Origin of the sequence: Nocardia flavorosea (genome assembly GCF_015477805.1) — a bacterium.
GTDB lineage: Bacteria > Actinomycetota > Actinomycetes > Mycobacteriales > Mycobacteriaceae > Nocardia > Nocardia flavorosea_A.
This window is the reverse complement of record NZ_JADLQL010000001.1, coordinates 1,084,216-1,104,856: the sequence shown is the minus strand read 5'-3', so window position 1 is coordinate 1,104,856 and position 20,641 is coordinate 1,084,216. Positions and strand designations below refer to the sequence as shown.

22 protein-coding genes are annotated in these 20,641 nt (G+C 66.9%); 13 read left to right on the top strand and 9 right to left on the bottom strand.

Features of this window, described 5'->3' with window-relative positions; all coding sequences use genetic code 11:
• Positions 1-21 precede the first annotated feature (21 nt).
• Positions 22-804: an ABC transporter permease gene (locus IU448_RS04945; protein ID WP_195055032.1), complete on the top strand. Its 783-nt coding sequence runs from the start codon at positions 22-24 to the stop codon at positions 802-804.
• 140 nt (positions 805-944) lie between these two features.
• Here the strand turns inward: IU448_RS04945 and IU448_RS04940 are convergent, their stop codons facing one another.
• Positions 945-1,280 carry an RNA polymerase-binding protein RbpA gene (locus tag IU448_RS04940; RefSeq protein WP_068036680.1) on the bottom strand — a complete coding sequence of 112 codons (336 nt, stop codon included), beginning with the start codon at positions 1,278-1,280 and terminating at the stop codon, positions 945-947.
• A 423-nt stretch (positions 1,281-1,703) separates the two neighbouring features.
• On the opposite strand from IU448_RS04940, the gene IU448_RS04935 reads away from it, so the two are divergent.
• Positions 1,704-2,027 (top strand): hypothetical protein, encoded by a 324-nt coding sequence (locus tag IU448_RS04935; RefSeq protein ID WP_195054267.1) that lies wholly within the window; start codon positions 1,704-1,706, stop codon positions 2,025-2,027.
• Between the two features lie 428 nt (positions 2,028-2,455).
• On the opposite strand, the gene IU448_RS04930 is transcribed toward IU448_RS04935, so the two are convergent.
• Positions 2,456-3,166 (bottom strand): M23 family metallopeptidase, encoded by a 711-nt coding sequence (locus tag IU448_RS04930; RefSeq protein WP_195054266.1) that lies wholly within the window; start codon positions 3,164-3,166, stop codon positions 2,456-2,458.
• Between the two features lie 187 nt (positions 3,167-3,353).
• On the opposite strand from IU448_RS04930, the gene IU448_RS04925 reads away from it, so the two are divergent.
• A complete protein-coding gene (locus IU448_RS04925; protein WP_195054265.1) occupies positions 3,354-3,671 on the top strand; it encodes an ArsR/SmtB family transcription factor in 318 nt (105 codons plus the stop codon).
• 28 nt (positions 3,672-3,699) lie between these two features.
• Here IU448_RS04925 and IU448_RS04920 read toward each other — a convergent pair whose 3' ends face one another.
• Positions 3,700-4,677: a glycosyltransferase family 9 protein gene (locus tag IU448_RS04920; RefSeq protein ID WP_195054264.1), complete on the bottom strand. Its 978-nt coding sequence runs from the start codon at positions 4,675-4,677 to the stop codon at positions 3,700-3,702.
• Positions 4,678-4,915: 238 nt separating this feature from the next.
• Entirely contained in the window at positions 4,916-6,601 is a 1,686-nt protein-coding gene (locus IU448_RS04915) for a hypothetical protein (RefSeq protein WP_195054263.1), read from the bottom strand.
• Positions 6,602-6,710: 109 nt separating this feature from the next.
• On the opposite strand from IU448_RS04915, the gene IU448_RS04910 reads away from it, so the two are divergent.
• Both IU448_RS04910 and IU448_RS04905 read left to right on the top strand, forming a co-directional pair.
• On the top strand, positions 6,711-8,258 hold the full coding sequence (locus IU448_RS04910) for an acyl-CoA carboxylase subunit beta (protein ID WP_195055031.1): 1,548 nt from the start codon (positions 6,711-6,713) through the stop codon (positions 8,256-8,258).
• 109 nt (positions 8,259-8,367) lie between these two features.
• Entirely contained in the window at positions 8,368-8,961 is a 594-nt protein-coding gene (locus IU448_RS04905; protein WP_195054262.1) for a TetR family transcriptional regulator, read from the top strand.
• Positions 8,962-8,974: 13 nt separating this feature from the next.
• On the opposite strand, the gene IU448_RS04900 is transcribed toward IU448_RS04905, so the two are convergent.
• Positions 8,975-9,940, bottom strand: a complete 966-nt coding sequence (locus IU448_RS04900; protein WP_195054261.1) for a phosphatase PAP2 family protein — start codon at positions 9,938-9,940, stop codon at positions 8,975-8,977.
• A gap of 111 nt (positions 9,941-10,051) precedes the next feature.
• On the opposite strand from IU448_RS04900, the gene IU448_RS04895 reads away from it, so the two are divergent.
• Entirely contained in the window at positions 10,052-10,903 is an 852-nt protein-coding gene (locus IU448_RS04895) for a hypothetical protein (RefSeq protein ID WP_195054260.1), read from the top strand.
• Between the two features lie 36 nt (positions 10,904-10,939).
• Here IU448_RS04895 and IU448_RS04890 read toward each other — a convergent pair whose 3' ends face one another.
• Positions 10,940-11,173, bottom strand: a complete 234-nt coding sequence (locus IU448_RS04890) for a hypothetical protein (protein ID WP_195054259.1) — start codon at positions 11,171-11,173, stop codon at positions 10,940-10,942.
• Positions 11,174-11,384: 211 nt separating this feature from the next.
• On the opposite strand from IU448_RS04890, the gene IU448_RS04885 reads away from it, so the two are divergent.
• The 4 genes from IU448_RS04885 to IU448_RS04870 all read left to right on the top strand — a co-directional run bounded on the left by IU448_RS04885 (position 11,385) and on the right by IU448_RS04870 (position 13,972).
• Entirely contained in the window at positions 11,385-12,542 is a 1,158-nt protein-coding gene (locus IU448_RS04885; RefSeq protein WP_267466992.1) for a TIGR00341 family protein, read from the top strand.
• A gap of 88 nt (positions 12,543-12,630) precedes the next feature.
• The gene (locus IU448_RS04880; RefSeq protein WP_195054257.1) at positions 12,631-13,044 is read left to right on the top strand and encodes a DUF7144 family membrane protein; all 414 of its coding nucleotides are present in this window, start codon (positions 12,631-12,633) and stop codon (positions 13,042-13,044) included.
• A gap of 96 nt (positions 13,045-13,140) precedes the next feature.
• On the top strand, positions 13,141-13,800 hold the full coding sequence (locus tag IU448_RS04875) for a GAP family protein (RefSeq protein ID WP_195054256.1): 660 nt from the start codon (positions 13,141-13,143) through the stop codon (positions 13,798-13,800).
• 13 nt (positions 13,801-13,813) lie between these two features.
• Positions 13,814-13,972, top strand: coding sequence for a DUF1269 domain-containing protein (locus IU448_RS04870; RefSeq protein WP_195054255.1), 159 nt, complete (start codon positions 13,814-13,816; stop codon positions 13,970-13,972).
• Between the two features lie 13 nt (positions 13,973-13,985).
• On the opposite strand, the gene IU448_RS04865 is transcribed toward IU448_RS04870, so the two are convergent.
• Entirely contained in the window at positions 13,986-14,735 is a 750-nt protein-coding gene (locus tag IU448_RS04865) for an MHYT domain-containing protein (RefSeq protein ID WP_195054254.1), read from the bottom strand.
• Between the two features lie 466 nt (positions 14,736-15,201).
• Between IU448_RS04865 and IU448_RS04860 the strand changes: the two genes are divergently transcribed.
• Positions 15,202-15,903 carry a class I SAM-dependent methyltransferase gene (locus IU448_RS04860; protein ID WP_195054253.1) on the top strand — a complete coding sequence of 234 codons (702 nt, stop codon included), beginning with the start codon at positions 15,202-15,204 and terminating at the stop codon, positions 15,901-15,903.
• A gap of 922 nt (positions 15,904-16,825) precedes the next feature.
• Here IU448_RS04860 and IU448_RS04855 read toward each other — a convergent pair.
• On the bottom strand, positions 16,826-17,176 hold the full coding sequence (locus IU448_RS04855; protein WP_195054252.1) for a hypothetical protein: 351 nt from the start codon (positions 17,174-17,176) through the stop codon (positions 16,826-16,828).
• A 58-nt stretch (positions 17,177-17,234) separates the two neighbouring features.
• Entirely contained in the window at positions 17,235-18,272 is a 1,038-nt protein-coding gene (locus tag IU448_RS04850) for a TetR family transcriptional regulator (RefSeq protein ID WP_195054251.1), read from the bottom strand.
• 131 nt (positions 18,273-18,403) lie between these two features.
• Here IU448_RS04850 and IU448_RS04845 point away from each other — a divergent pair, with 131 nt between their 5' ends.
• Positions 18,404-19,612, top strand: coding sequence for an acyl-CoA dehydrogenase family protein (locus IU448_RS04845; RefSeq protein ID WP_195054250.1), 1,209 nt, complete (start codon positions 18,404-18,406; stop codon positions 19,610-19,612).
• An 11-nt stretch (positions 19,613-19,623) separates the two neighbouring features.
• Positions 19,624-20,631: a phosphotransferase family protein gene (locus IU448_RS04840; RefSeq protein WP_195054249.1), complete on the top strand. Its 1,008-nt coding sequence runs from the start codon at positions 19,624-19,626 to the stop codon at positions 20,629-20,631.
• Positions 20,632-20,641: the final 10 nt, after the last annotated feature.

Genomic DNA, 20,641 nt, shown 5'->3' with positions numbered 1-20,641 from the left:
TCGGCCGAGCCCCGGCTGCGGATCGTTCGCGACAGCGCGATCGTCGCGCACCGCAACCTGCTCACCATCATGCGGGTACCCACACTGCTGGTCACCGCCACCGTGCAGCCGCTGATGTTTGTCTTCCTGTTCGCCTACGTTTTCGGCGCCTCCCTCGGCGGTGGCGAATACCGGGAATTCCTGATCGCCGGGATCATGGCGCAGACCGTCGCGTTCAGCGCCGCGTTCACCACCGTCGGTCTGGCCGGCGACCTCGAGAAGGGCATCATCGACCGGATGCGGGCGCTGCCCATGTCGCGGCTGGCGGTGCTGATGGGCCGGACCCTGTCGGATCTCGTGGTGAGTGTGCTGAGCTTGCTGGTGATGACCGTCTGCGGATATATCGTCGGCTGGAGTATCGAGGGCAGTCTCGCCGATGCCGCACTCGCCTACGGTGTGATCTTGTTGTTCGCCTTCGCCATGTCGTGGGTGGGCGCGCTCACCGGCCTGCTCGCGCCGAATGTGGAGGTCGCGCAGAGCGCCGGGCTGATCTGGTTGTTCCCGCTGTCGTTCATCTCCTCGGCGTTCATCTCCGCGGAAACCCTGCCCGGCCCGCTGCGCACGATCGCCGAATGGAATCCGATCACCGCGGTCGCGGCGACCGGCCGGAAACTGTTCGACAACAGTGCGCCGCCGACGTTCGAGGCGCCGACCGGCTGGCCGGCCGAGCACTGTGTGGAATACGCCGTGATCTGCTCGGTGGTGATCCTGCTCATAGCGATGCCGCTGGCACTGCTGCGCTACCGCCGGGTGGCCAGCCGCTGAACCAGCGTGGTGGAGCCGCCACCCGGCCCCACCACCGAAACACGGCAAAGGCCGTACTCGCCGGATCATCCGGCGGGTACGGCCTTTGTCAGCCGGTGTTCGGGTCGCGCCCCGATCCACAACTCCCGAAGAGCTGCGACTCAGCCCCGGCGGCGGGTCTTGAGCAGTTCCAGGCGCTCCTTCAGCAGTTCCTCGAGCTCTTCCTTACTGCGCCGTTCCAGCAGCATGTCCCAATGCGTGCGCGGCGGCTTCACCTTCTTGGCCTCCTGCGAGGTGCCTTCGAGCAGTACCCCTTCCTGACCGTTCTTGCACAGCCAGGTCGGCGGGATCTCGGCGTCGTCGGCGAACGGGACATCGAATTCTTCACCATTGTCGGTCCGGTACCGGGCGATCCGGCGCGGAGCCAGATCATGGTCGCGGTCGGTTTCGTAGCTCACCGCTCCGAGCCGGCTGCCCCGGAGTACGCGATCTGCCATCTGTACAGGTCCTCTCTGTGTTGTCGGCGCGTTACCGCGCGCAGGTCCGCGGGTTCCCGGTTGTTCGGTTCCGGTCACCGGATCGGAAACACCTCTCGGCGTATCCACTGCGGTGCACCGGAACCCGCCCGGGGCGAACCGGTGGGTTGACCCCTGTGGTTGTGCTGTCGCGAACTTCGTGGGTTCGCGTATCGCCGGCCGTTACCTTCCGCCGACCGTTCGGGTCACGTCTGCGGGCCGTTCCCGCTATATGAACCGCGGTTCGTGCCGGTTACGGCCGTGCGCCCTGTTCTTGTCAACGTTCGCGAGGGTCGTTCCGTTCCCAGTTCGGGAGAGCCTTGTAATTGTACGGCGTCGGGCCTGGGAACTCTGCGCGGTGTGCGGTGTGTGCTGCTGAGCGAGCGCCTATTAGGGTGTCGGGTCATGTCGCGCCGGTTGCAGTCCTGTCTGTGGTGTGGTCGGGAAATCGTTGATACGGAAGCGGGGCGGCGGCGCCGGTATTGCCGGCAGTCCTGCCGTCAGCGCGCCTATGAGCACCGCAACAATGTGAAGGGCACTGGTATCCCCGCTGATTCGGTGGTGCTCAGTGCGGCCGAAGCTGCCGCTCTCGCGGATCGCTGGTTCGCGGCGCGCTGTGCCGCCGAGGATGTGGCGACGGCCATCGACGAGGGAGCGGATAACGACGAACTCGCACGTCTCAGCGCGGTGCTGGTGGAACTCGCCCGGGACGCCGAACGCTTGCGTTGATCCCGGCCGCGGGTGATCGGTATCCCGCCTCGCCGGTCCGGCGCGAATCGCCCGGACGGTCGGCCTATTCGCGCCGGGCCGTATCGAAACGATCACGGCAATCAGCAGATTCGCAACGAGAGCTGCGGTACTTCAGCGGCACGGAATCATCGAGCAGCTGCCGATCCTCGGCAACCGTCGCGATCGGGTAGAAACACCAGACCGGCCATCGCTGCGGTACAGAGCAGCAATGGCCGGTGCAGGCATCCGATCACCCGACGAAGATCGGAGATTGTGGAGCGGCCGGAAACTCCGGCTCGCCGGGCGGTGATATCGCGAACGTGGACCGGCGGCAGGAACGGCACCGCACCCGCAACGTCCCGCTGCGGGACCGAGTGGATCCGCTACCGGGGTGCCGGTGCCGGCCGCCGGAATGGGTGCGGGGCAGGTCAGCCCGGGAAGTTCATGACGTCGAGGCCGCGCGCGGCGAACCACGGCTGCGGGTCGATCTTGCCGACACCCGGCTGATGCACCTCGTAGTGCAGATGCGGTCCGGTGGACTGGCCGCGGCTGCCGACGGTGGCGATCACATCGCCGGCCCGTACCGGCTGGCCGACGTGGACCAGAATGTCCTGCATATGCCCGTACACGCCGACGGTACCGTCGTCCTGCTGGACACGGACCCACAGGCCGAACCCGGTGGCCGGACCGGCCTCGATCACCACACCGTCGGTGACCGAGCGGATCGGCACACCCTGCTGACCGGCGAAGTCGATACCGAAGTGGTTGGCACCCCAGCGCGGGCCGAAACCGGAGCTGACCACGGCGTCGACCGGACGTACGGTGGTAGGCCGGGGCGGCGGCAGGAAGGGGAACGCGACGGGCTGATTGTCGGCCGCGGGCTTGTTCGGGTCCCAGGCCGCCGGATCGTGGGAGTGGGCCTGCTGCTCGGCGGCGGGCGCATCGTCGGCGACCTGCTCGGCGGGCGCGGTGGCGGCCACGTTCTTGATGTTTTCGTTATCGGAATCGGCCCCTGCGGCGAGGAGGCCGAAACCGGCGCACAGCGCAGTCGTGGTGGCGACAACCTGCGTCGTTACGCGACGACGGCCGATCGACGGCACCGTGAGCTTGCGGAGAGGTAACGGAAGGGTCACGGGCATGAGTTACAAGTTAGGGGACTTGCACGCGGAGTCAGCAAGCGTGTGGCAACCGTCACCCTGGGTGTATAAGCCCAGGTCGCTGATAACCGAACGGTAACGAAACCCGAAATTTGCCGTGCCGAGCTGCGCAAATGAGACATTCGGCGGGGGTTTGACCGAGGGGTTGCCCGATGGAGACACTGTATGAGTGGTCGCTAACAGAGTTGCGCCGCTGATCGCCCTCGCCGACCCCACCCGGCGGGCGATATTCGAAGCGTTGCCCTCTGGGCCGCGGTCGGTGGGGGAGTTGGCGAAACAGGTGGGGATCAGCAGTTCGGCCGTATCGCAGCATCTGCGGGTACTGCGCGAAGCGCGCCTGGTGATGGTGCGCCCGGTGGGCAACCGGCGGCTCTATTCGCTCGATCCGCGCGGCCTCGGAGACGCCCGCGACTACCTGGAGCAGTTCTGGCCGAGTGCCCTCGCCGCCTATGCCGCCGCAGTGAGCGAGGCGCGCGGACGCGTATGAGACCGGGCTGCCCCGGCCCCGTAGGCGGTCAGCCCACCCGGCGGTACGCGGCGCCCGTCACCCCGGCCTCGGAGCGGCGCTTGCTCAGCTGCCGGTCCAGTGCCGCGATCACCTCGGCGGCGCCGATCTGCAGGAGACCGGGGTCGGGTGTGGCGCCCTCGCGGTCCCCGATGCGACCCGCCCACAGCACTTCGTGCCGGTTGAGCAGGTGCCCGGGCGGTCCGCTCTGCGCGGGGGCGGTGGGGCCGAACAGTTGCACCGTGCGCGTCCCGAACGCGGTCGCGAGGTGCGCGACGCCGGTATCGCCGCACAGCACCACCGAGGCCTCGGCGACGGTGGCCGACAGTTCGATCAGATTCTGGTTACCGGCCAGCACCCGCTGTCCGGCCAGCCCCGCCCGGGAGGCGATACCGTGGGCGCGTTCGCGATCGCCTTCGTTGCCGGTGAGGACCACCTCGTGGCCCAGGACCAGCAGATGCCGGATCACCGCGGCGAACCGATCGGCCGGCCACTGCCGCGCGGTAGCGCCCGCACCGACATGCACGACCACGCAGTCGCGGTGGCTGGTGGTGGCCACCGGCGGTACCAGCCCGAGATTGCGCCGGTCGGCGCCGATCCCGTCGAACTCCAGCAGGTGGCACCAGCGGTCGATCGGATGCCGATCGTCGTGCCAGTCCGGGCCGGGAATCTCCGGGAACGCCGGATTGCGGTAGGTGAGGATACGTTCGGCGCCGGTTTTGGCGAGCTCCACGATCGGCGTGGCTTCGGCGCCGTGCAGATTGACGGCGAGCGAAGGCTTCGGCCCGTCCCAGCGCAATCCCTGCGGATCGGCGATCGGCACCATCTCGTCCACCAGGGCGATCAATTCGACGATCGGGCGTAGGCGATGCGGGGTCGCGAGGACGAGATGATCGTTACGCCGGGCCCGTCGCAGGGCACGCAACGCCGGAACAGCGGTGAGCAGTTCACCGAGACCGCGTGCCTGAAGCACGAGAACTACCGACACCCGACTCTCCTAGCCACCTGTTGCCCATTGCGCCCCCTCCCCGCACCATCCCGAGGGGTGGACCACGACGAGAGCATTCCTTTCGTTGACTACCCGTGAGGTCGGTGGGCAAACGTTGGCCGATCGCGGCCTGGATCACATGTCGTGGCTCACAGAATATGCGGTGGTCGGCCGTGACCGGTCGCTGTGCCGGCCGGTAAGGGGGAGGAGCCGGCCACAGCCGCTCATGGTGCTCCGGTCAATTCCGGCCGGCGGTGATGTAGTAATACATCGGGTCGACCAGTTCGAGCAATCGCGTGATTTCGGCATCGGTGAACCTGTTGCGACGGCTGATGATGATGAGCACGAGATCGTTGATGGCCCGGGCGATGCTGTCGAATTCACCCCCGCCGGGTACTGCGGTCAACGCGGTATGCCGATCATTCGAGGCCGGAATCGATTGTCGCAGTTCGGTACCGGCCTGCGCGGCCCGGGCGCGGAGGACACCGGCGGATCCACGCGGGCTGGTCACCCGGGCGGCGTGATCGTAGAACTGGACGGCAGCCTGGATCAGGCCTTCGGGTCTCGGGTGAACGATCGATCCGGCGGTCGGTTCGATGGCCGGCCCGGCCGTATTCGTATCCGCTTCCGCCGCGGCCAGCGACTGTGCCTTGGCGGTGAGGTACTGCGCGACCAAGAGGTCTCGTAGCGGGCCGAATTCGGCGGTGCGCAGCAGGTCCACGGCGGCTTGCCGGTAGTCCTCGACAGCCGCGGCCACCGCCGCGGGATCGGCGGCGCGTTCGGTACGGCGCACGAATTCGGTAAGGCGCAACAACGCTCGGACGTTGCCCTCGTGCCGCCTGCGCTCGTCGGTGGTGACCGCGAAGCAGGCCAGCAGATCCAGCATCAGTGCCTGCACACCGTCACCGAACAGCGCGGCGAACTGCTCACCGTGCCCGGGAGCACAGTTGTAGGCCATATCGACCCGGCACAGTGCGGCAATGATCTCGGCCAGTTCACCGGCGTGCAGGCGATCCTGCGGTTCGTGGCCGCGGCCCGAATCCGGCGCGCAGAGTGCGGGCAGTTCCCGGGCGACGGTGTGCACGCACCGCATCTCGCGCTGCGGATCCTCCTCGGCGAGCGCGCGTGCGTGGTCGATGTGGAATCGGGCGAGCAGCCGGTGCAGGTCCCAGCCGAGTGCCTCGGCGAATTCGAGTTCGGCTTCCCTGATCGTGCGGATCCGGCTGAGACCTGTTGGTTCGTAATCGAGATTCCGCGACAGCACCGCTTCGGCCGCGGCCGCGGCGCGGGCACAGCGGATGCCCATCATGCAGTCGAGGCGGGAGGCCGGATCGGCCAGTTCCAAGCCGCGCCGTGCCCAGTCGCGGGCGGCGGCGACCGGGGTGTGATCGCCCCGGCGGCGTTCGCGCAGGCCGCGCTCGGCGAGTTCGGCGGCCCAGTAGAGCATATCGGTGCGGTCGGCCGCGGCGGCGGCGCGCTCGAACTGGTCCGCCAGTTGATCGAGGTCGTAGTGCCGGCCGGCGAATCTGGCTTCGAGCCGCCGGGTGTCCACGCCCGCCGGTGGGGTCGCCGTGCGACCCGCCGCCAGCCGGAGTACCTGGTCGGGAACCGGCCGGTCGGCTGCGGTCATGGTATCGGCCACCGCCGCGGCCAGGGCCTCGATTGTTTTGAAGTGTTTCCACATCGTGGCCTTCGGGATCGGTCCCTCGGTGCCGTCGCGGCGGATGTATCCACTGGCCTGGGCGCAGATATCGGCGGTGGTGAGATGGGCGAGCGCATCGTCGGTGTCCGCCTCGCCGAGGCGGGCTGTCATCACTTGCTCGGCTGCCGCCACGATCATCGCCTTCGTCCGTTCTTCGAGCGCTCGGCCGCTGCGCCGCTGATAGCTCGGGTCGGGTGTGCGATGTATTGCTGTAGACGACATGCCGGACAGTCTATTGCAGTGCACAGCGCTGTGAACGCGTCTATTGGAGCTAGTGTCGTCACGGCACAGCGATATCCAGAGCTCGATCGAGACGACGAAGGGCATGCAGGTGGAGGCGACGACCGCTGCAAAACTGAAACAACTGCAGGAGAATCTGGCGGTTGCGCACGAACCGGCCGGCCCGGCGGGAGCCGCCAAACGGGCCGCCAAAGGTATCCGCAGCCCCCGCGAGCGTATCGATATGCTCCTCGACAAGGGCAGTTTCGTGGAAATCGGCGCACTGGTCCGGCAGCCCGGCGATCCCGGCAGCCTCTACGGTGACGGCGTCGTCACCGGGCACGGCATGATCGAGGACCGCCCCGTCGTGGTCATCGCCCACGATCAGACGGTATTCGGCGGCTCCGTCGGCGAGATGTTCGGTCGCAAGGTCGCCGCGGCCATGGATCTCGCCGCCGAGATCGGCTGCCCGTTCGTGGCGATCAACGATTCCGGGGGCGCCCGGGTACAGGATGCGGTCACCTCGCTGGCCTGGTACGCGGCCATGAGCCGGCGGCAGCTGGGGCTGTCGGGGGTGGTGCCGCAGGTTTCGGTGATGCTCGGTAAATGCGCGGCCGGGGCGGTGTACTCACCGATCAACACCGATGTGCTGGTCGCGACCGAATCCGCCTATATGTTCGTCACCGGCCCCGACATCATCCGGGAGACCACCGGCGAAGAGATCACGCTCGAAGAACTCGGCAGTGCCCACAATCAGGCCCAGAACGGCAATATCCATCACGTCGCCGCCGACGAGGAAGCCGCTTTCGCGTGGGTGCGCAATTATCTGAGCTTCATGCCGTCCAACTGTTTCGACCGGCCGCCGCTGGTCAACCCCGGCCTCGAACCCGGACTCACCGATTCCGACCGCGAGCTCGATTCGCTCGTCCCGGATTCCGATCGTGCCGGCTACGACATGTACGACGTCCTGCTGCGGATCTTCGACGACGGTGAATTCCACGAGGTCGGCGATGCGACGGCGCGCAATATGATCACCGGTTTCGCCCGCGTCGACGGCCGCAGTGTCGGCGTGGTGGCCAATCAGCCGCTGGTGTCCAGCGGCGCGATCGACGCCCGCGGCTCGGACAAGGCGGCACATTTCATTCGCTTGTGCGATGCCTTCGACCTGCCGCTCGTCTTCGTCGTCGATACGCCCGGTGTGCTGCCCGGGGTGGAGGAGGAGAAGATCGGCGTGATCAAACGTGGCGGCCGGTTCTTCTACGCGGTGGTCGAGGCCACCGTACCGATCGTCACCGTGGTGGTGCGCAAGGCCTACGGCGGCGGCTACGCGGTGATGGGCTGCAAACAACTGGGCGGCGATATCAATCTCGCCTGGCCGACCGCGCGGATCGCCGTGATGGGGGCCGAGGCTGCCGTGGGCCTGACCCAGCGCCGGCAGCTCGCCGCCGTGTCCGAGGCGGAGCGTCCGGTCCTGCGGCAGCAGATGGTCGACTTCTACAACACGGCAGTGGCGACGCCGTGGACGGCGGCCGAACGCGGATATGTCGACGCGGTGATCGAACCCTCGCAGACCCGGTTGGAGATCCGCCGGGCGCTACGCCTGCTCCGCGACAAGTCCGTCCGGCACGGGCCGCGTAAACACCACCTCATGCCCCTGTAGCGGGTGCGGTGATCGCGCCGTGGTACCGGCACCCGATGGGATACGGTCGACTGCCGGACTCGCCCGGCTGCTAGAGTGAATTCTAGTTTTTCGATTCGGAGGTGGGCCCGTGCCACGGATAGCGGAGCCCCGTGAGCCGGGGCAACCGTCCACCACGGGGCAGCAGGCACGCCGGCGCGCCATTCTGCGCGCGGCCGCCCGGCTCGGTGCGGAAGCGGGCCTGGAGCGGGTCCAGATGTCGGAGATCGCAACGGCCGCCGGAGTCGCGCTGGGCACCCTGTACCGGTACTACCCGTCGAAGCATCACCTGTACTGGGGAGTACTGGCGAACGCTGTCGAGGACTTGCCCGCGCCTCAGGGGAAACCGGGCGACCCGGTGGGCGCCGTGGCGGATTTCCTGGAGACCGCGGTGGTCGCGCTGCTGCGCAGTCCCCGGCTGGGCCGGGCCATGCTGGTGTCGGCCAATGCCGTGCGATCGGCCGGTACCGCCGCCAACGAGATCGGGATGCGCGACCGCATCCTCGCCGTCGCAGACATCACCGACCCGGACGTCGGCGATTACCAGCTCGCGCGGCTGGTGGAACAAACCGCCTACGGCATCATGACCTGGGCCACGGCGGGGCAACTGGATGCGGCGGAGGCCGCGGCCGATATGCGCCGAGCGTGCGCCCTGCTACTGGCCCCGTGGGCCGGACGGGAATAACACCGCCGGGCAGCTACGATGCCGGCTGCGCGTCCGGCTCGGGCTCGGGCTCCACCGGCGGCTCGGCAGGTTTTCGCCGTCGTTCCCAGGCGCGGGCCAGCAGAATCGTGAGCCCGACATACACCCAGCCCGCCAGCACATCGACCACATAGTGTTCGCCTCCGTAGACCAGCGTGAACGCCATGGCCAAGGGGAACAGGGCCAGCGGAATCTTCCACCACCGGTTCCGGACCAGCGGCCACAGCGCAACCGTCACCAGCAGGGCGAACGCGGAATGCAGTGACGGCAGTGCCGCCACTGGGTTGCCTTGGGCCGCAAGCCAGTCGCCACTGATATTCACCGCCACCAGGTGGAACCCGAACCCGGTACCCCGGTAGACCTCGGTATCGATCACGCCTTCGCGGGCCGCATACCACGGGGGAGCGGCCGGCAACAGGACATAGGTCAGCAGACCGAGATAGGACAACAACACGATCCGGCGCATGTACTTCGACCAGCGCTCCCGGGACTGTACATAGAAGATCGCGGCGATCAACCACGGAAGTACGAAGTGGCTGGTGTAGACCAGCCCGGTGAACACGGTCCACCACGGTTGGGTGCCGTCGTGGACGAGGTGGTCCTGTAGCCACACCGTCGGAATGGTGCCGCCGAACAACCAACTCTCCGCCGTGACCAATTCCTCGACCCGCACCGGCATTCCGAGGGTGTTGGCGATACCACGGGTGTGGTCGTAGACCACCAGCGCGGCGATCAGCGGGATCCAATCGATCAGCGTGCGCACATGGTCGCGCCACGGGCGGTCCGGATTGAACGCGACGATCCCGGCGATGAGCCAGACGGCCTGGTAGATCCGGTCGGTCGGCAGTCCGAACACGACGGTGACAACCGCCAAAGCCAGCAGATAGGCCGACCACACGCCGCTGCGCAGCAGCCGGCGCGGCCGCTGCCCGGTCAGCGCCTCGATTGCGGGGGCACCCATCTTCCCAGTTTTCCACCATCCGACTGCCAGATGAACGGGCGGCCACCGGGAAATGACATCCGCCGCCCAGTCGCGGCCGTTCGTTTTCCGCGCGCGTTAGGCTCGGACGGTATGAGAGTGGGCGATGTGGCCGCGGATCTGTACGGGCGCACACCCGCGCAGTTCGTGGCTGCGCGCAACGAGCAGGTACGTGCCGCCAAGGCGGCGGGGGACATGAAACTGGCCGCCGATATCGCAGCCCTGCGCAAACCCACCGTGGCGGCGTGGACGGTGAACATGCTGGTCCGGGCCGCACCCGACGAGGTGGCGGCTCTGCTGCGGCTCGGTGCGGACCTGCGTACCGCGCAGCGGGAACTGTCCGGGAAACAACTGCGCTCGCTCACCGCGCAGCGCCGGCAGGTGGTCGACGCGCTCGCGGCCCGCGCCGGTGCGGTTGCCGCCGAGCACGGGCAGCCGGCGACCGATGCCGTGCTCCGCCAGGTCGGTGAGACGCTGACCGCCGCCCTCGCCGACCCCGAGGTGGCCGAACGGGTCCGCACTGCGACACTCGCCTCGGCAGCGAACTACGCGGGTTTCGGCCCCGTGGGCCCGGACCTGGCCGTCGTACGGGAGGACGAAGACGCCGCCGGGGCCGGGGACAAGCCGCGCGGGCGGAGAGCGGCCACAAACCGCCCGCGCGCAAAGCGATCGGATGATGAGCAGGCGCAACACCGGGCACGTCGGGAAGAGGAGCTACGGGCCGCGCAACGGCGAGCGCGTAGCGCCCTGGACGCCGCCGAACACGATGCCCGGCAGGCCGCGGAGGAACTACGGCGCAGCGAGGGCCGGTTGGCGGAACTGCGTGCCGAGCTCGCCGCCGCCGAAGAACACCATCGTTTCGCGCAGCAGGCCGAACGTGCCGCCCGTCGAGATGTCCGCAGCGCGACAACCGAACTGGAGCGGGCACAGCGGAAGTCGGAATGAGCGCCCGAGGAAGGGCGCTACCTCCCCGACCCGTACCTATGCGTGATCGGCCAGCGACCGGTGCCCGGCCCGGCGTGCGCAGTGCGCACAGCAGAAGACCTGTTCCGCCGCCTCGACACCGTGGCCGAGTACCCGGCAGCCGCAGTGCGCGCATACCGGTGCGAGCTCGCTCGCGGCGCATTCGAAACTGTCGAATGTCCACGATTGCCCATCGCGGCTCACAGTGAACGTCTTGTCGTAATCGTTACCGCAGGTAACGCAGGTGGCCATCGTCCACACCTCCCGAGTGTTGTCGGCCGGCGCCCGACCGTGCCGCCGGCCTGGTGTCATCGGACGCCGTACCCGGCCCGGTACCTGGCAAACACGCCGGAACCGCGCACGCCTGGGCGTGTGCGCCGCCGACCAGCGCCGCGGACTCGGCGCCGACCGCCCCTGGCCGCCTACGTCCAGGTCCGGGTGCGCGAACCGGAGAGCTGAGCGAATGGTGCACCCGCATCCTGTGCGTGGTACCGGATCGTGCGCGGTCTCACCCTTTGTGGATGAGGCCGCATCCAGAACCGCTGAGCACAATCGACCGGTAGCCGGCCAGGTCGTCGGAACCCCACCGGTGGTGCGGCGGCGGTCGGGCACGGCGCTTCTCGTGTGTCGCGCGCACCGGATCGAGGTCATGCCCATGTCACTGCTGGTTCCCGCAAGTCGACGACGCACGCTCGATGAGCTCACCGACCGGCTCGACCTGGGGATCGGTGAAACGACCACGAAGCGTTCCGCCTTCTGGATCATGCTGACTCTCTCCGGCATCATCGCCGCGTCCGGGGTGATCGGCGATTCGACCGCGACCGTGATCGGCGCAATGATCGTCGCCCCGCTGTCGGTGCCGATCCTGGGGGTCGGACTGGGAATCGCCACCGGCCGCGGGGAGTTCGTCGCCCGGAGCCTGCTGCTCGTTCTGGCCGGGATCGTCTTGGTCGTTCTGGTGGGTTTCCTGTTCGCGCAGGTGCTGCCGAATCCGACGAATGTACTGTCGAATTCGCAGGTGATCGGCCGGACATCACCCAAACTGATGGATCTCACCGCCGCGCTGGCCACCGGGCTGGTGGGTGTTGTGGCGATCATCCGGCGCGATGTCGGCGATGTCCTGCCCGGGGTGGCGATTGCGATCTCACTGGTGCCACCGCTGGCGGTGGTGGGTGTCTGCCTGGGTTCGAGCGCGCCGGGACTCGCGCTGGGCGCCTTTGTCCTGTTCGCGTCGAATATGGTCGCCATGGTCATCACCGCCACCGTGATCCTGGTGGTCACCGGCTATCCGGCCGAAGCCGGGGCGGGTGCCCGGCGGCGCGGGCGCGCGTATGCGGTTCTGGCGGCGGGGCTGATAGTGGTGGCCATCCCGATGCTGGTGAATTCGCTGTCCTCGCTGTGGGCCGACCAGATCGCCGACGCGACTCGTCACTGGCTGGCAGATATTCCCGGCGCGCAGGTCACCGATGTCGCCCTGCACTCCGATACCGCGACGATCCAGGTGCTGTCACCGGGCGATCTACCAGCCACCGACAGCCTCGAGCGGTCGGTGCACGACCTGGTGCCCTGGCATCCCGACGTCGTAGTCGTGCATACGGTGGGCAGCCGGATCGCGAACTGAGTCCCGGCGACTTCATCCGATCCGGGTGACGCGGCCGTCGGCGCGGATACGGCATATCTGTCCACGGGGGTTCGGACCAGGAGGACACATGACGCACACGACAGGTACACCCCGCAACCCGGTCTCGCAGGGCGTCGCGGCCGTGACCTCGCTCGGGGTCGCGGTGCTACTGCTCACGGTGGGGGTGCTGTCCATTTTCGCCGGCGGTTCCGCCGTCGCCGCCGACGACCTGTTCGTCGAGGGGCGGGATTACCTGTATCGACTGGACACCACGACGTGGGGCTGGGTGCATATCGTGGTGGGTGCGCTGATCGTGATCGCGGCAGTCGGCCTGCTGGCCGGGGCGGTCTGGGCGCGGGTCACCGCGGTATTCCTGGCCGCCCTGTCGATTATCGGCAATTTCCTGTGGCTCCCGTACTACCCGTGGTGGTCGATTCTCGTGATAGCCCTGGACATCGTGGTGATCTGGGCCGTGACCACCTGGACACCCGACCGGCGATGAGCCGGGGCCGCGCGCCCCGCGACCCGCCGGTTGAACCGCTTTGCACCGGTCGCCCGGGTGACCTGGATCGGCACACCGGCGGAGAGGAATTCCGATATGGGCACGGTAGTCGGTGATCTGTTGCCGCTGGCGGTCGGTGTGGCGATTTCACCGATTCCGATCGTGGCGGTCGTGCTGATGCTGTTGTCACGCAATGCTCGTATCACCGGAATCGGCTTCGCCGTGGGATGGGTGACGGGAATTCTGCTGGTGACCGCGATCGTGCTCACGGCAGCGGGTTCGCTGGGGTCCGGCAGCGGAGGAGGGGGAACGGCCGGGGCGTGGGTCAAGACCGTCCTAGGGGTACTGCTGATCGTGCTCGCGCTGCGGCAGTGGTGGTCTCGTGCGGATACGTCGACGCCGAAGTGGATGCGGGCGATCGACGAGTTCACCTTCGGGAAAGCAGCCGGTCTGGCGGTGGTCCTGTCGGCCGTGAATCCGAAAAACCTGTTGCTGTGCGTCTCCGCGGGTATCGTGATCGGCACCGGGGGGCTCGGTCTCTGCGGCGATATCGCGGCGCTGCTGGTTTACACGCTGGTCGCGGCCGCATCGGTGCTGGTTCCGGTGTGCGGTTATCTGGCCGCGGCGAATCGGATATCGGGTGCGCTGGCCACCACCAAGGACTGGCTCCAGACGAACAACCACGCGGTGATGGCGATTGTTCTGCTGATCATGGGCGCGGTTGTGCTCGGCAAAGGTATCGGCGGGCTCGGGTGAATGCCGTGTCCGGATGGAAGCGCGGAGGCTTACCTCGGCGCTGTTCATCCTCAGTTCGGATGCTGTGATGGACCGGGCCCGGGACGAATTCCACGGGCAGAGCCCGGAACTGTTATCGACCGACCTGTCACACGCACAGGAGGAGAATTTGCGCCGGGCGTTCGCCGATTGAATCCGGTGCGCTGTCAGCGTTCCGGTGCCGAGGTTCGATGCGGGTCCGTCAACGTCATACTGATGCCGATCAGGAGCCCGACGGTCACGATACTGATCACGCCGATCAGTGGGCCGAGGACTTCCAGTGCTTCGGCGCCTTTCGGTTCCGCGGCGTGCTCCGCGGCATGGGCGTGCATTGCCGACATTCCGGTGTAATGCATGGTCGCCACGCCCGCCGCCATCACCAGCGCCGCGCCCACCGTGGAGAGGGCACCCCAGGAGCGCAGGCTGAACCACAGGGTGACGGTGGCCGCGCCCATGGCGATCAGCAGGGACAGGGCGATACGGGCGGGGTCGTAATCGATCTGCGCGTCGGTCTGCATCGCCGCCATGCCCGTGTAGTGCATGGCGCCGATTCCCAGCCCGGTGATCACACCCCCGGTGAGCAGGGTGGCGAGTCCCGAACCGGGCGTGCTCACCAGGTACAGGCCGACCGCGACGACGCCGATTGCGAGGACCGCGCTGAGCACTGTGAGCGGGACGTCGAATCGGATTTGGGCACCGTCGATCGAAAAACCCAGCATCGCAACGAAATGCATGACCCAGATACCGGTGCCTCCGATCGCGATCGAGGCCATGACCAACCAGCCGAGCCGGCGCCGCCCACGGCGGGCCTGTTTGGTGCACTGGAGCCCGATGGCGCAGCCGGTGGCCGAGAGAAAGTACGCCAGTGCGGGCGTGAGCCAGCCCAGTGCGAAGTGTTCCAGGTGAAGCATGTCCATCCAATTTTCCGCCGGGAAATCCCGGTCCTGTTATCCGAGATAGACAGTACGACAGGCGGATCCGCGAAGTGTGCTGATTGTTTGCCGATTTGCGGTGGTTTGCATCACATTCGATGCATCGCCGGTGTGATTACGCAATATTGCATTCTCTGGAAGGGGTTGCCGAATCGGATGGCCGGGGCGGAGTGTTTCGGTGTAACCCCCGTAAAGACCCCACTCGTAGGATGTTTCAGGTCTGTCCGCGATATGACGATGGGGTCGGCGAAATCGATCGGTGTCTGCGGAGATCTGAAACGTAAATGTGTCGACCGGTTCGAAGTCGGTGGTAGCCACTCCGTAACCGGGGCTGTCGAAACTTTCCTCGAGTTCCCTGCTGTTGCGCCCGGGTGGTCTGCAAAAGAGGTATCGCCGGATATCGTCGAACGGTTACATGTACACGGGCAGGGCCGGCTGATAGTCATTGGTTATGACTACTCCGGGTGAGTTCGAATTCGAAGACATCTACCGCACGGGCGGACCCTTCGGGCCCGGCGCCGCGCCGCCCTGGAGTATCGGGGAACCGCAGCCCGCGCTCGCCGCGCTCATCGAGCGGGGGCGGTTTCACGGTGAGATCCTCGACGCCGGATGCGGTGAAGGCGCGATCTCCCTGGAGCTCGCCGCCCGCGGCTACACCACTGTAGGGCTGGACCTCGCGCCGACCGCGATCGAATCCGCCCGCGCCGAGGCTCGCCGTCGCGGCCTGGACAACGCCACGTTCGAGGTTGCGGATATCACCTCGTTCAGCGGCTACGACGGGCGTTTCGGCACCGTCGTGGACAGTACCCTCTTTCATTCGATACCGGTCGAGGCCCGGGACGGCTACCTGCGCTCGATCGCCCGGGCCGCGGCGCCCGGCGCGTCCTACTTCGCACTTGTCTTCGACCGGACCGCGTTTCCCGAGAATGTGGGTCCGGGGCCGGCCCCGGTCTCCGCCGACGAGTTGCGGGCGGCGGTGTCGAAGTACTGGGTGGTCGAGGAGGTCGAGCCGGCGCGCATCCACGGCAATATCCCCGCCGCCGTGCTGGAAGCCCCGATGGACGCCCCGATGTTCCGGCTGGAGACCATGCGCGACGAGCCGCAGGGTCGAAAGTCGGTTCCGGCCTGGCTGCTCTCGGCTCATCGCGGCTGATCGGACGCAGCGGGGGTGGATCGGCGGGCGCCGGCTCACCACCTGTCCGGCGTCCCGCGCATTCCGTGAATGTCCGATATCTCCATTTCGAAACGAGTGACCGGCTCGCGCAATATAATTCGATGAAATACATTGGTGTAATTCCATGTATCGTATTTCCGGCTCCGGTTGTATTTGAATTCTATTAACCTCGGTTTCGTATAACGTTTGCAAAACGGAACGGGTACGTTCGAATTACGTCACTACCAATGTGGGCGACGCACAAGGCGTCACCGGTTGGATGATTGATTGGAGAAGGAAATGGGTTCTGTCGACCTGGGAAACCTCGGGACTCTGCTGGGCGCGTTCGGGAGCATCTTCAGCGGATTCGGCGATCTGACGAGCTTCTCCGCCGAGTGACAAGTGGCTCGTACGAGCAGGTAGACCTGCATGAACGGCCCGCCGGACCAATGTCCGGCGGGCCGTTCTCCTATTTCCCGAATCACCCTGTTATTTCCTGTTTTTCGACGATGAAATTCGGTTGCCGATGGGGCTCTTGAAAATTCGGAATCGGGGTATCGATCGACCGTGGATCGAATCTTCTGAAATCGCCGTTCGCGTGCTGGGCTCTGCTGTTCGGGTTCACGACACAGGCGGTGTGATGTATCCACGACCTGAGCCGGTGCGACCATGTGACCGCCCGTCGGGCAATAACTTCGGGCTGTGAATCATTTCCGGCGGCAGCGGTGCCGACTGCTCTCGGGACGATATTTGATACCGGCGATTTTGTTCGGAGCGGCACCAGTCGGTGACCCGGTTTCGCCGCTCCAGCCCGTGCACCGCCGCCAGTGGACGAACCTGTCGGCTGGGCGGCGAATTAATAGGGCGTTCCCGGCCGATGCCCGGTGGGTGGCGACGCGGTGGCAATCAATCGGGTCCGATATCAGGTCCAGAGCGCGGCGATCAGCACATTGACGATTGCCAGCCCACCGGCCGCGTCGGGCATCCAGGCCGCATCCTTACCGCGTTTCGCATCGGCCCGCGCTACTTCCGCGAACCCGGCCACCAGTACCGCGATCACCAGCTTGATCCCGATCTTCATCATGTTCAGGTCGGTGTTTAGTGAAGACACCGATTCGGCCAGCCCGACCAGGATTACACCGGTGATGAGCTGTGCCCGCGCGCCCCAGACCATCACCTCGTTGACCGCGGGCCGCCCGGCGGCGTATCCGCCGACGAGGGCCGCCATCCCGAGCAGATGGGTGACGACCACAACGTTGTAGACGATTTCCATACAACAGAACGCTACTCGATCTCTCGATCGGCTACTACATAGAGTCGTAAATCGGAATCTACTCCGCATCCGCGCGCTGTTCGGACCCGGTGGTACCGGGGTCCCTTCCGGGTGTTCCGGTAGCGGTCCGGGAAGCCGGCGATTCAGTGCTCGCCGGGGTTCGATGTGGCGAGTCCGGCGCCGAACGGCATCCGGAAACCGTCCTGGACCCGCGAACTCGAATACCGAGCAGATCGAGGGCGAAGCCGGCGTATTCGACCGCGATCTGCTCGGGTGTCGCGGGTCCGTCGAGCCGGAACCATTGGGGTAGTGACGTGCACATTGTCGCGATCGCCCGGCCGGCGACTCGGGCCCCGCCGATGCTCAGGCCCTCTTCGCTGAGGGCCGCGTCGATGTCCTCGTCGAGAAGGTACTGGAGTTCGTTGCGGGAATCGGTGATCCGCACGCGATTGTCGTGGGTCAGGCTGCGCATTTCGCTGGCTCCGATGAACGCGAGTTCGCGGCGGTGGGTATGGAAAAGGGCGAGCGCTTCGACGATGTGGGAAACGCGGGCACACGCGGTGTTCGCATCGCGCCGCGCCGCTCGAACCCGCCAGTGCAATTCCTCCATGGTCAAGTCGAGCGCCCGCACCAGTAGTTCTTGTTTGTCGTGGTAGTGGTGGTACACGCCGGGCACGCTCATGCCGGCGCGCCGCGCGATCGAACGCATGGTGGCGCCGTGATACCCGGTTTCGACGAACGAGGCGATGGCCGCCGCGAGGACCGGATCGATATCCAGCGGCGGGAAAGCCCGCCAGGTCTCGGTCGGCCCGGTGCGTAATTCGGTGCGGTTCGCGCGCGCGATATCCGGTCGCGATGTTCCGGTGGTGGGCAGTTCCTGTTCGCCGACCAGCCACGACACAGTGGTGCCGAGGACAGTCGCCAGCGCGCGCAGGCGCGGGATGGATACGCCGGTCTTGCCGTTCTCCACGGCGCTGAGGGTTGCCGGACTGATTTCCATCCGCTGCGCGACCGCCCGCAACGAGAGTCCCGCCGCAATCCTGGCCTGCCGCACCCTCGCGCCCACGCTGTGCCGCGCCTGGTCCGAGTCGCTCATGCTGTTCAGAATACCTGAACACTGACCGTCTGGTCCTGACCTCGATTGACAGCATCAATCGAGGCATGACACTCTGCTTGGACGGTGATTGCCGAGCGATCGTTCGGCGCACGAGATGGAGGAGTCAACCCGTGGCGATCGATCTGTCCCTTCCTGGCGAGGTGCAAACGCTCGTCGATCGAACCCGCAGTTTCATCCGCGAACACGTCGTGCCGCTCGAGGACGCGCACGACGGTGATATCGCCGCGGCGGGGGGTGACGAGTTCCGCGTCGAGTTGCAGCAAGCAGCCCGGGACGCGGGGGTGTTCGCGCCGCACGCGCCGGTCGAGTACGGCGGGCACGGTCTGGGGATGTCGGATCGGGCCCCGGTCTTCGAGGAGGCGGGGTACTCCCTGTTCGGGCCGACGGCACTGAATATCGCCGCGCCGGACGAGGGCAATGTGCACATGCTCGCGCATATCGCCAACCCGGAGCAGAAAGCGCAGTATCTCGCGCCGCTCGCGCACGGTGAGGTGCGTTCGGCGTTCGCCATGACCGAGCCGGCTCCCGGTGCCGGGTCGGATCCTTCGGCGCTGGCGACCCGTGCGGTCCGGGCCGAGGGCGGGTGGCGGATCAACGGCGCCAAGCATTTCATCACCGGAGCCGACGGTGCAGGCTTGTTCATCATCATGGCGCGCACCTCGGGCGAACCCGGAGAACGGGGCGGCGCGACGATGTTCCTGGCCCCGGCCGACACTCCAGGCATCCGGGTCGGGCGCCATCTCGACACGTTGGACCGGTCGATGGTCGGCGGTCACTGCGAAGTGTTCTTCGAAGATGTGCTGGTCTCCGAGTCGGCGGTGCTGGGCGAGGTCGACCGCGGATTCGAATACGCGCAGGTCCGGCTCGGACCGGCCCGGATGACGCATGTGATGCGGTGGCTCGGTGCTGCGCGCCGGGGACACGATGTGGCGGTGGCCCAGGTGGCTCGGCGGGAAGGTTTCGGTTCGAAACTGGGCGATCTCGGCATGGTGCAGAAGATGGTCGCCGACAACGAGATCGATATCGCCGCCACCCGGGCCCTGCTGACCCGGGCCTGCTGGGAGCTCGACCGTGGCGAGTCCGCCGGTAATGCCACCTCGATCGCGAAGACCTTTGCGGCCGAGGCGATCTTCCGGATCGTCGACCGCAGTATGCAGATGTGCGGTGGTCTCGGGGTGTCCGGTGATCTGCCGCTGGCGCGGCTCTCGCGTGAGGTGCGCCCGTTCCGGATCTACGACGGGCCCTCGGAGGTCCATCGGTGGGCAATCGCCAAACGTACGGTCGGCGCCGCCAAACGCGCACTTCGGGACAGCGAATGAACCTACCGGGTATGGACGTCGCCGCGCTCGAGCGGTTCCTTCGGGAACAGGGTATCGAGGTGCGCGGTGAACTACGGGTGGAGTTGATCAGCGGTGGCCGGTCGAACCTGACCTTCACCGCGGCCGACGATATCTCCCGGTGGGTCGTACGCCGCCCACCGGTGGCCGGGCTCACTCCGTCGGCACACGATATGGCGCGCGAGTACACGGTGACCGACGCGCTGCAGAATTCCGCGGTGCCCGTGGCGAGAACGGTCGCGTTCGATGCGGAAGGCACCACGCTCGGCGCCCCGATGACGGTCGTCGAATTCGTCGACGGGTCGGTGATCCGCGATCAGGACGACCTCGCCGCGCTCAGCGACGAACAAGTGGGTGCCGGTGTCACGGAGTTGGTGCGGGTCCTCGCGGAGCTGCACGCAGTCGACCCCGCGGCGGTGGGCCTCGAACGGTTCGGCCGGCCGGCCGGATTCCTGACTCGTCAGGTCAACCTGTGGGCCTCCCAGTGGGAACGGGTCAAAACCCGTGAACTCGCCGATGTCGCGGCCCTGCACACGGCGCTGGTGGACGCGGTTCCGGCGGAATCGGCGGCCTCGATCGTGCACGGCGACTACCGAATCGACAACACCATCCTCGATTCGGCGAACCCCGGCCAGGTGCGCGCCGTGGTCGACTGGGAACTGTCCACACTCGGCGATCCACTTACCGACGCCGCTCTGATGTGCGTGTACCGGACGCCGGTCTTCGATCTGGTGCTCGGTTCCCGGGCCGCCTGGACCAGCGACCGGATGCCCACTCCCGACGCACTCGCCCAGGCATACGCCGTCGCGTCGGGTCGCGATCTCGGCCACTGGGGTTTCTACCTCGCCCTCGCCAACTTCAAGCTCGGTGTGATCGGCGAAGGGATCACCCACCGGGCCCGCCACGGCTCCGACGCGGGTTCGGCGGCCGGCCGGGCGGCCGAGGCCACGCCGGAGTTCATGGCGGCCGGGTTGCGGGCGCTGAAGACCGGGCGGAAATGACCGGGCCGGC

Excerpts from the sequence above, each read along its gene's own strand:
- IU448_RS04875 (WP_195054256.1), top strand. The coding sequence starts at position 13,141 with ATGGGCACGGTAGTCGGTGATCTGTTGCCGCTGGCGGTCGGTGTGGCG.
- IU448_RS04855 (WP_195054252.1), bottom strand. The coding sequence starts at position 17,176 with ATGGAAATCGTCTACAACGTTGTGGTCGTCACCCATCTGCTCGGGATG.
- IU448_RS04900 (WP_195054261.1), bottom strand. The coding sequence starts at position 9,940 with ATGGGTGCCCCCGCAATCGAGGCGCTGACCGGGCAGCGGCCGCGCCGG.
- IU448_RS04840 (WP_195054249.1), top strand. The coding sequence starts at position 19,624 with ATGGACGTCGCCGCGCTCGAGCGGTTCCTTCGGGAACAGGGTATCGAG.
- IU448_RS04880 (WP_195054257.1), top strand. The coding sequence starts at position 12,631 with ATGACGCACACGACAGGTACACCCCGCAACCCGGTCTCGCAGGGCGTC.
- IU448_RS04870 (WP_195054255.1), top strand. The coding sequence starts at position 13,814 with ATGGAAGCGCGGAGGCTTACCTCGGCGCTGTTCATCCTCAGTTCGGAT.
- IU448_RS04885 (WP_267466992.1), top strand. The coding sequence starts at position 11,385 with ATGGTGCACCCGCATCCTGTGCGTGGTACCGGATCGTGCGCGGTCTCA.
- IU448_RS04895 (WP_195054260.1), top strand. The coding sequence starts at position 10,052 with ATGAGAGTGGGCGATGTGGCCGCGGATCTGTACGGGCGCACACCCGCG.
- IU448_RS04850 (WP_195054251.1), bottom strand. The coding sequence starts at position 18,272 with ATGAGCGACTCGGACCAGGCGCGGCACAGCGTGGGCGCGAGGGTGCGG.
- IU448_RS04935 (WP_195054267.1), top strand. The coding sequence starts at position 1,704 with ATGTCGCGCCGGTTGCAGTCCTGTCTGTGGTGTGGTCGGGAAATCGTT.
- IU448_RS04940 (WP_068036680.1), bottom strand. The coding sequence starts at position 1,280 with ATGGCAGATCGCGTACTCCGGGGCAGCCGGCTCGGAGCGGTGAGCTAC.
- IU448_RS04930 (WP_195054266.1), bottom strand. The coding sequence starts at position 3,166 with ATGCCCGTGACCCTTCCGTTACCTCTCCGCAAGCTCACGGTGCCGTCG.
- IU448_RS04890 (WP_195054259.1), bottom strand. The coding sequence starts at position 11,173 with ATGGCCACCTGCGTTACCTGCGGTAACGATTACGACAAGACGTTCACT.
- IU448_RS04865 (WP_195054254.1), bottom strand. The coding sequence starts at position 14,735 with ATGGACATGCTTCACCTGGAACACTTCGCACTGGGCTGGCTCACGCCC.
- IU448_RS04860 (WP_195054253.1), top strand. The coding sequence starts at position 15,202 with ATGACTACTCCGGGTGAGTTCGAATTCGAAGACATCTACCGCACGGGC.
- IU448_RS04915 (WP_195054263.1), bottom strand. The coding sequence starts at position 6,601 with ATGTCGTCTACAGCAATACATCGCACACCCGACCCGAGCTATCAGCGG.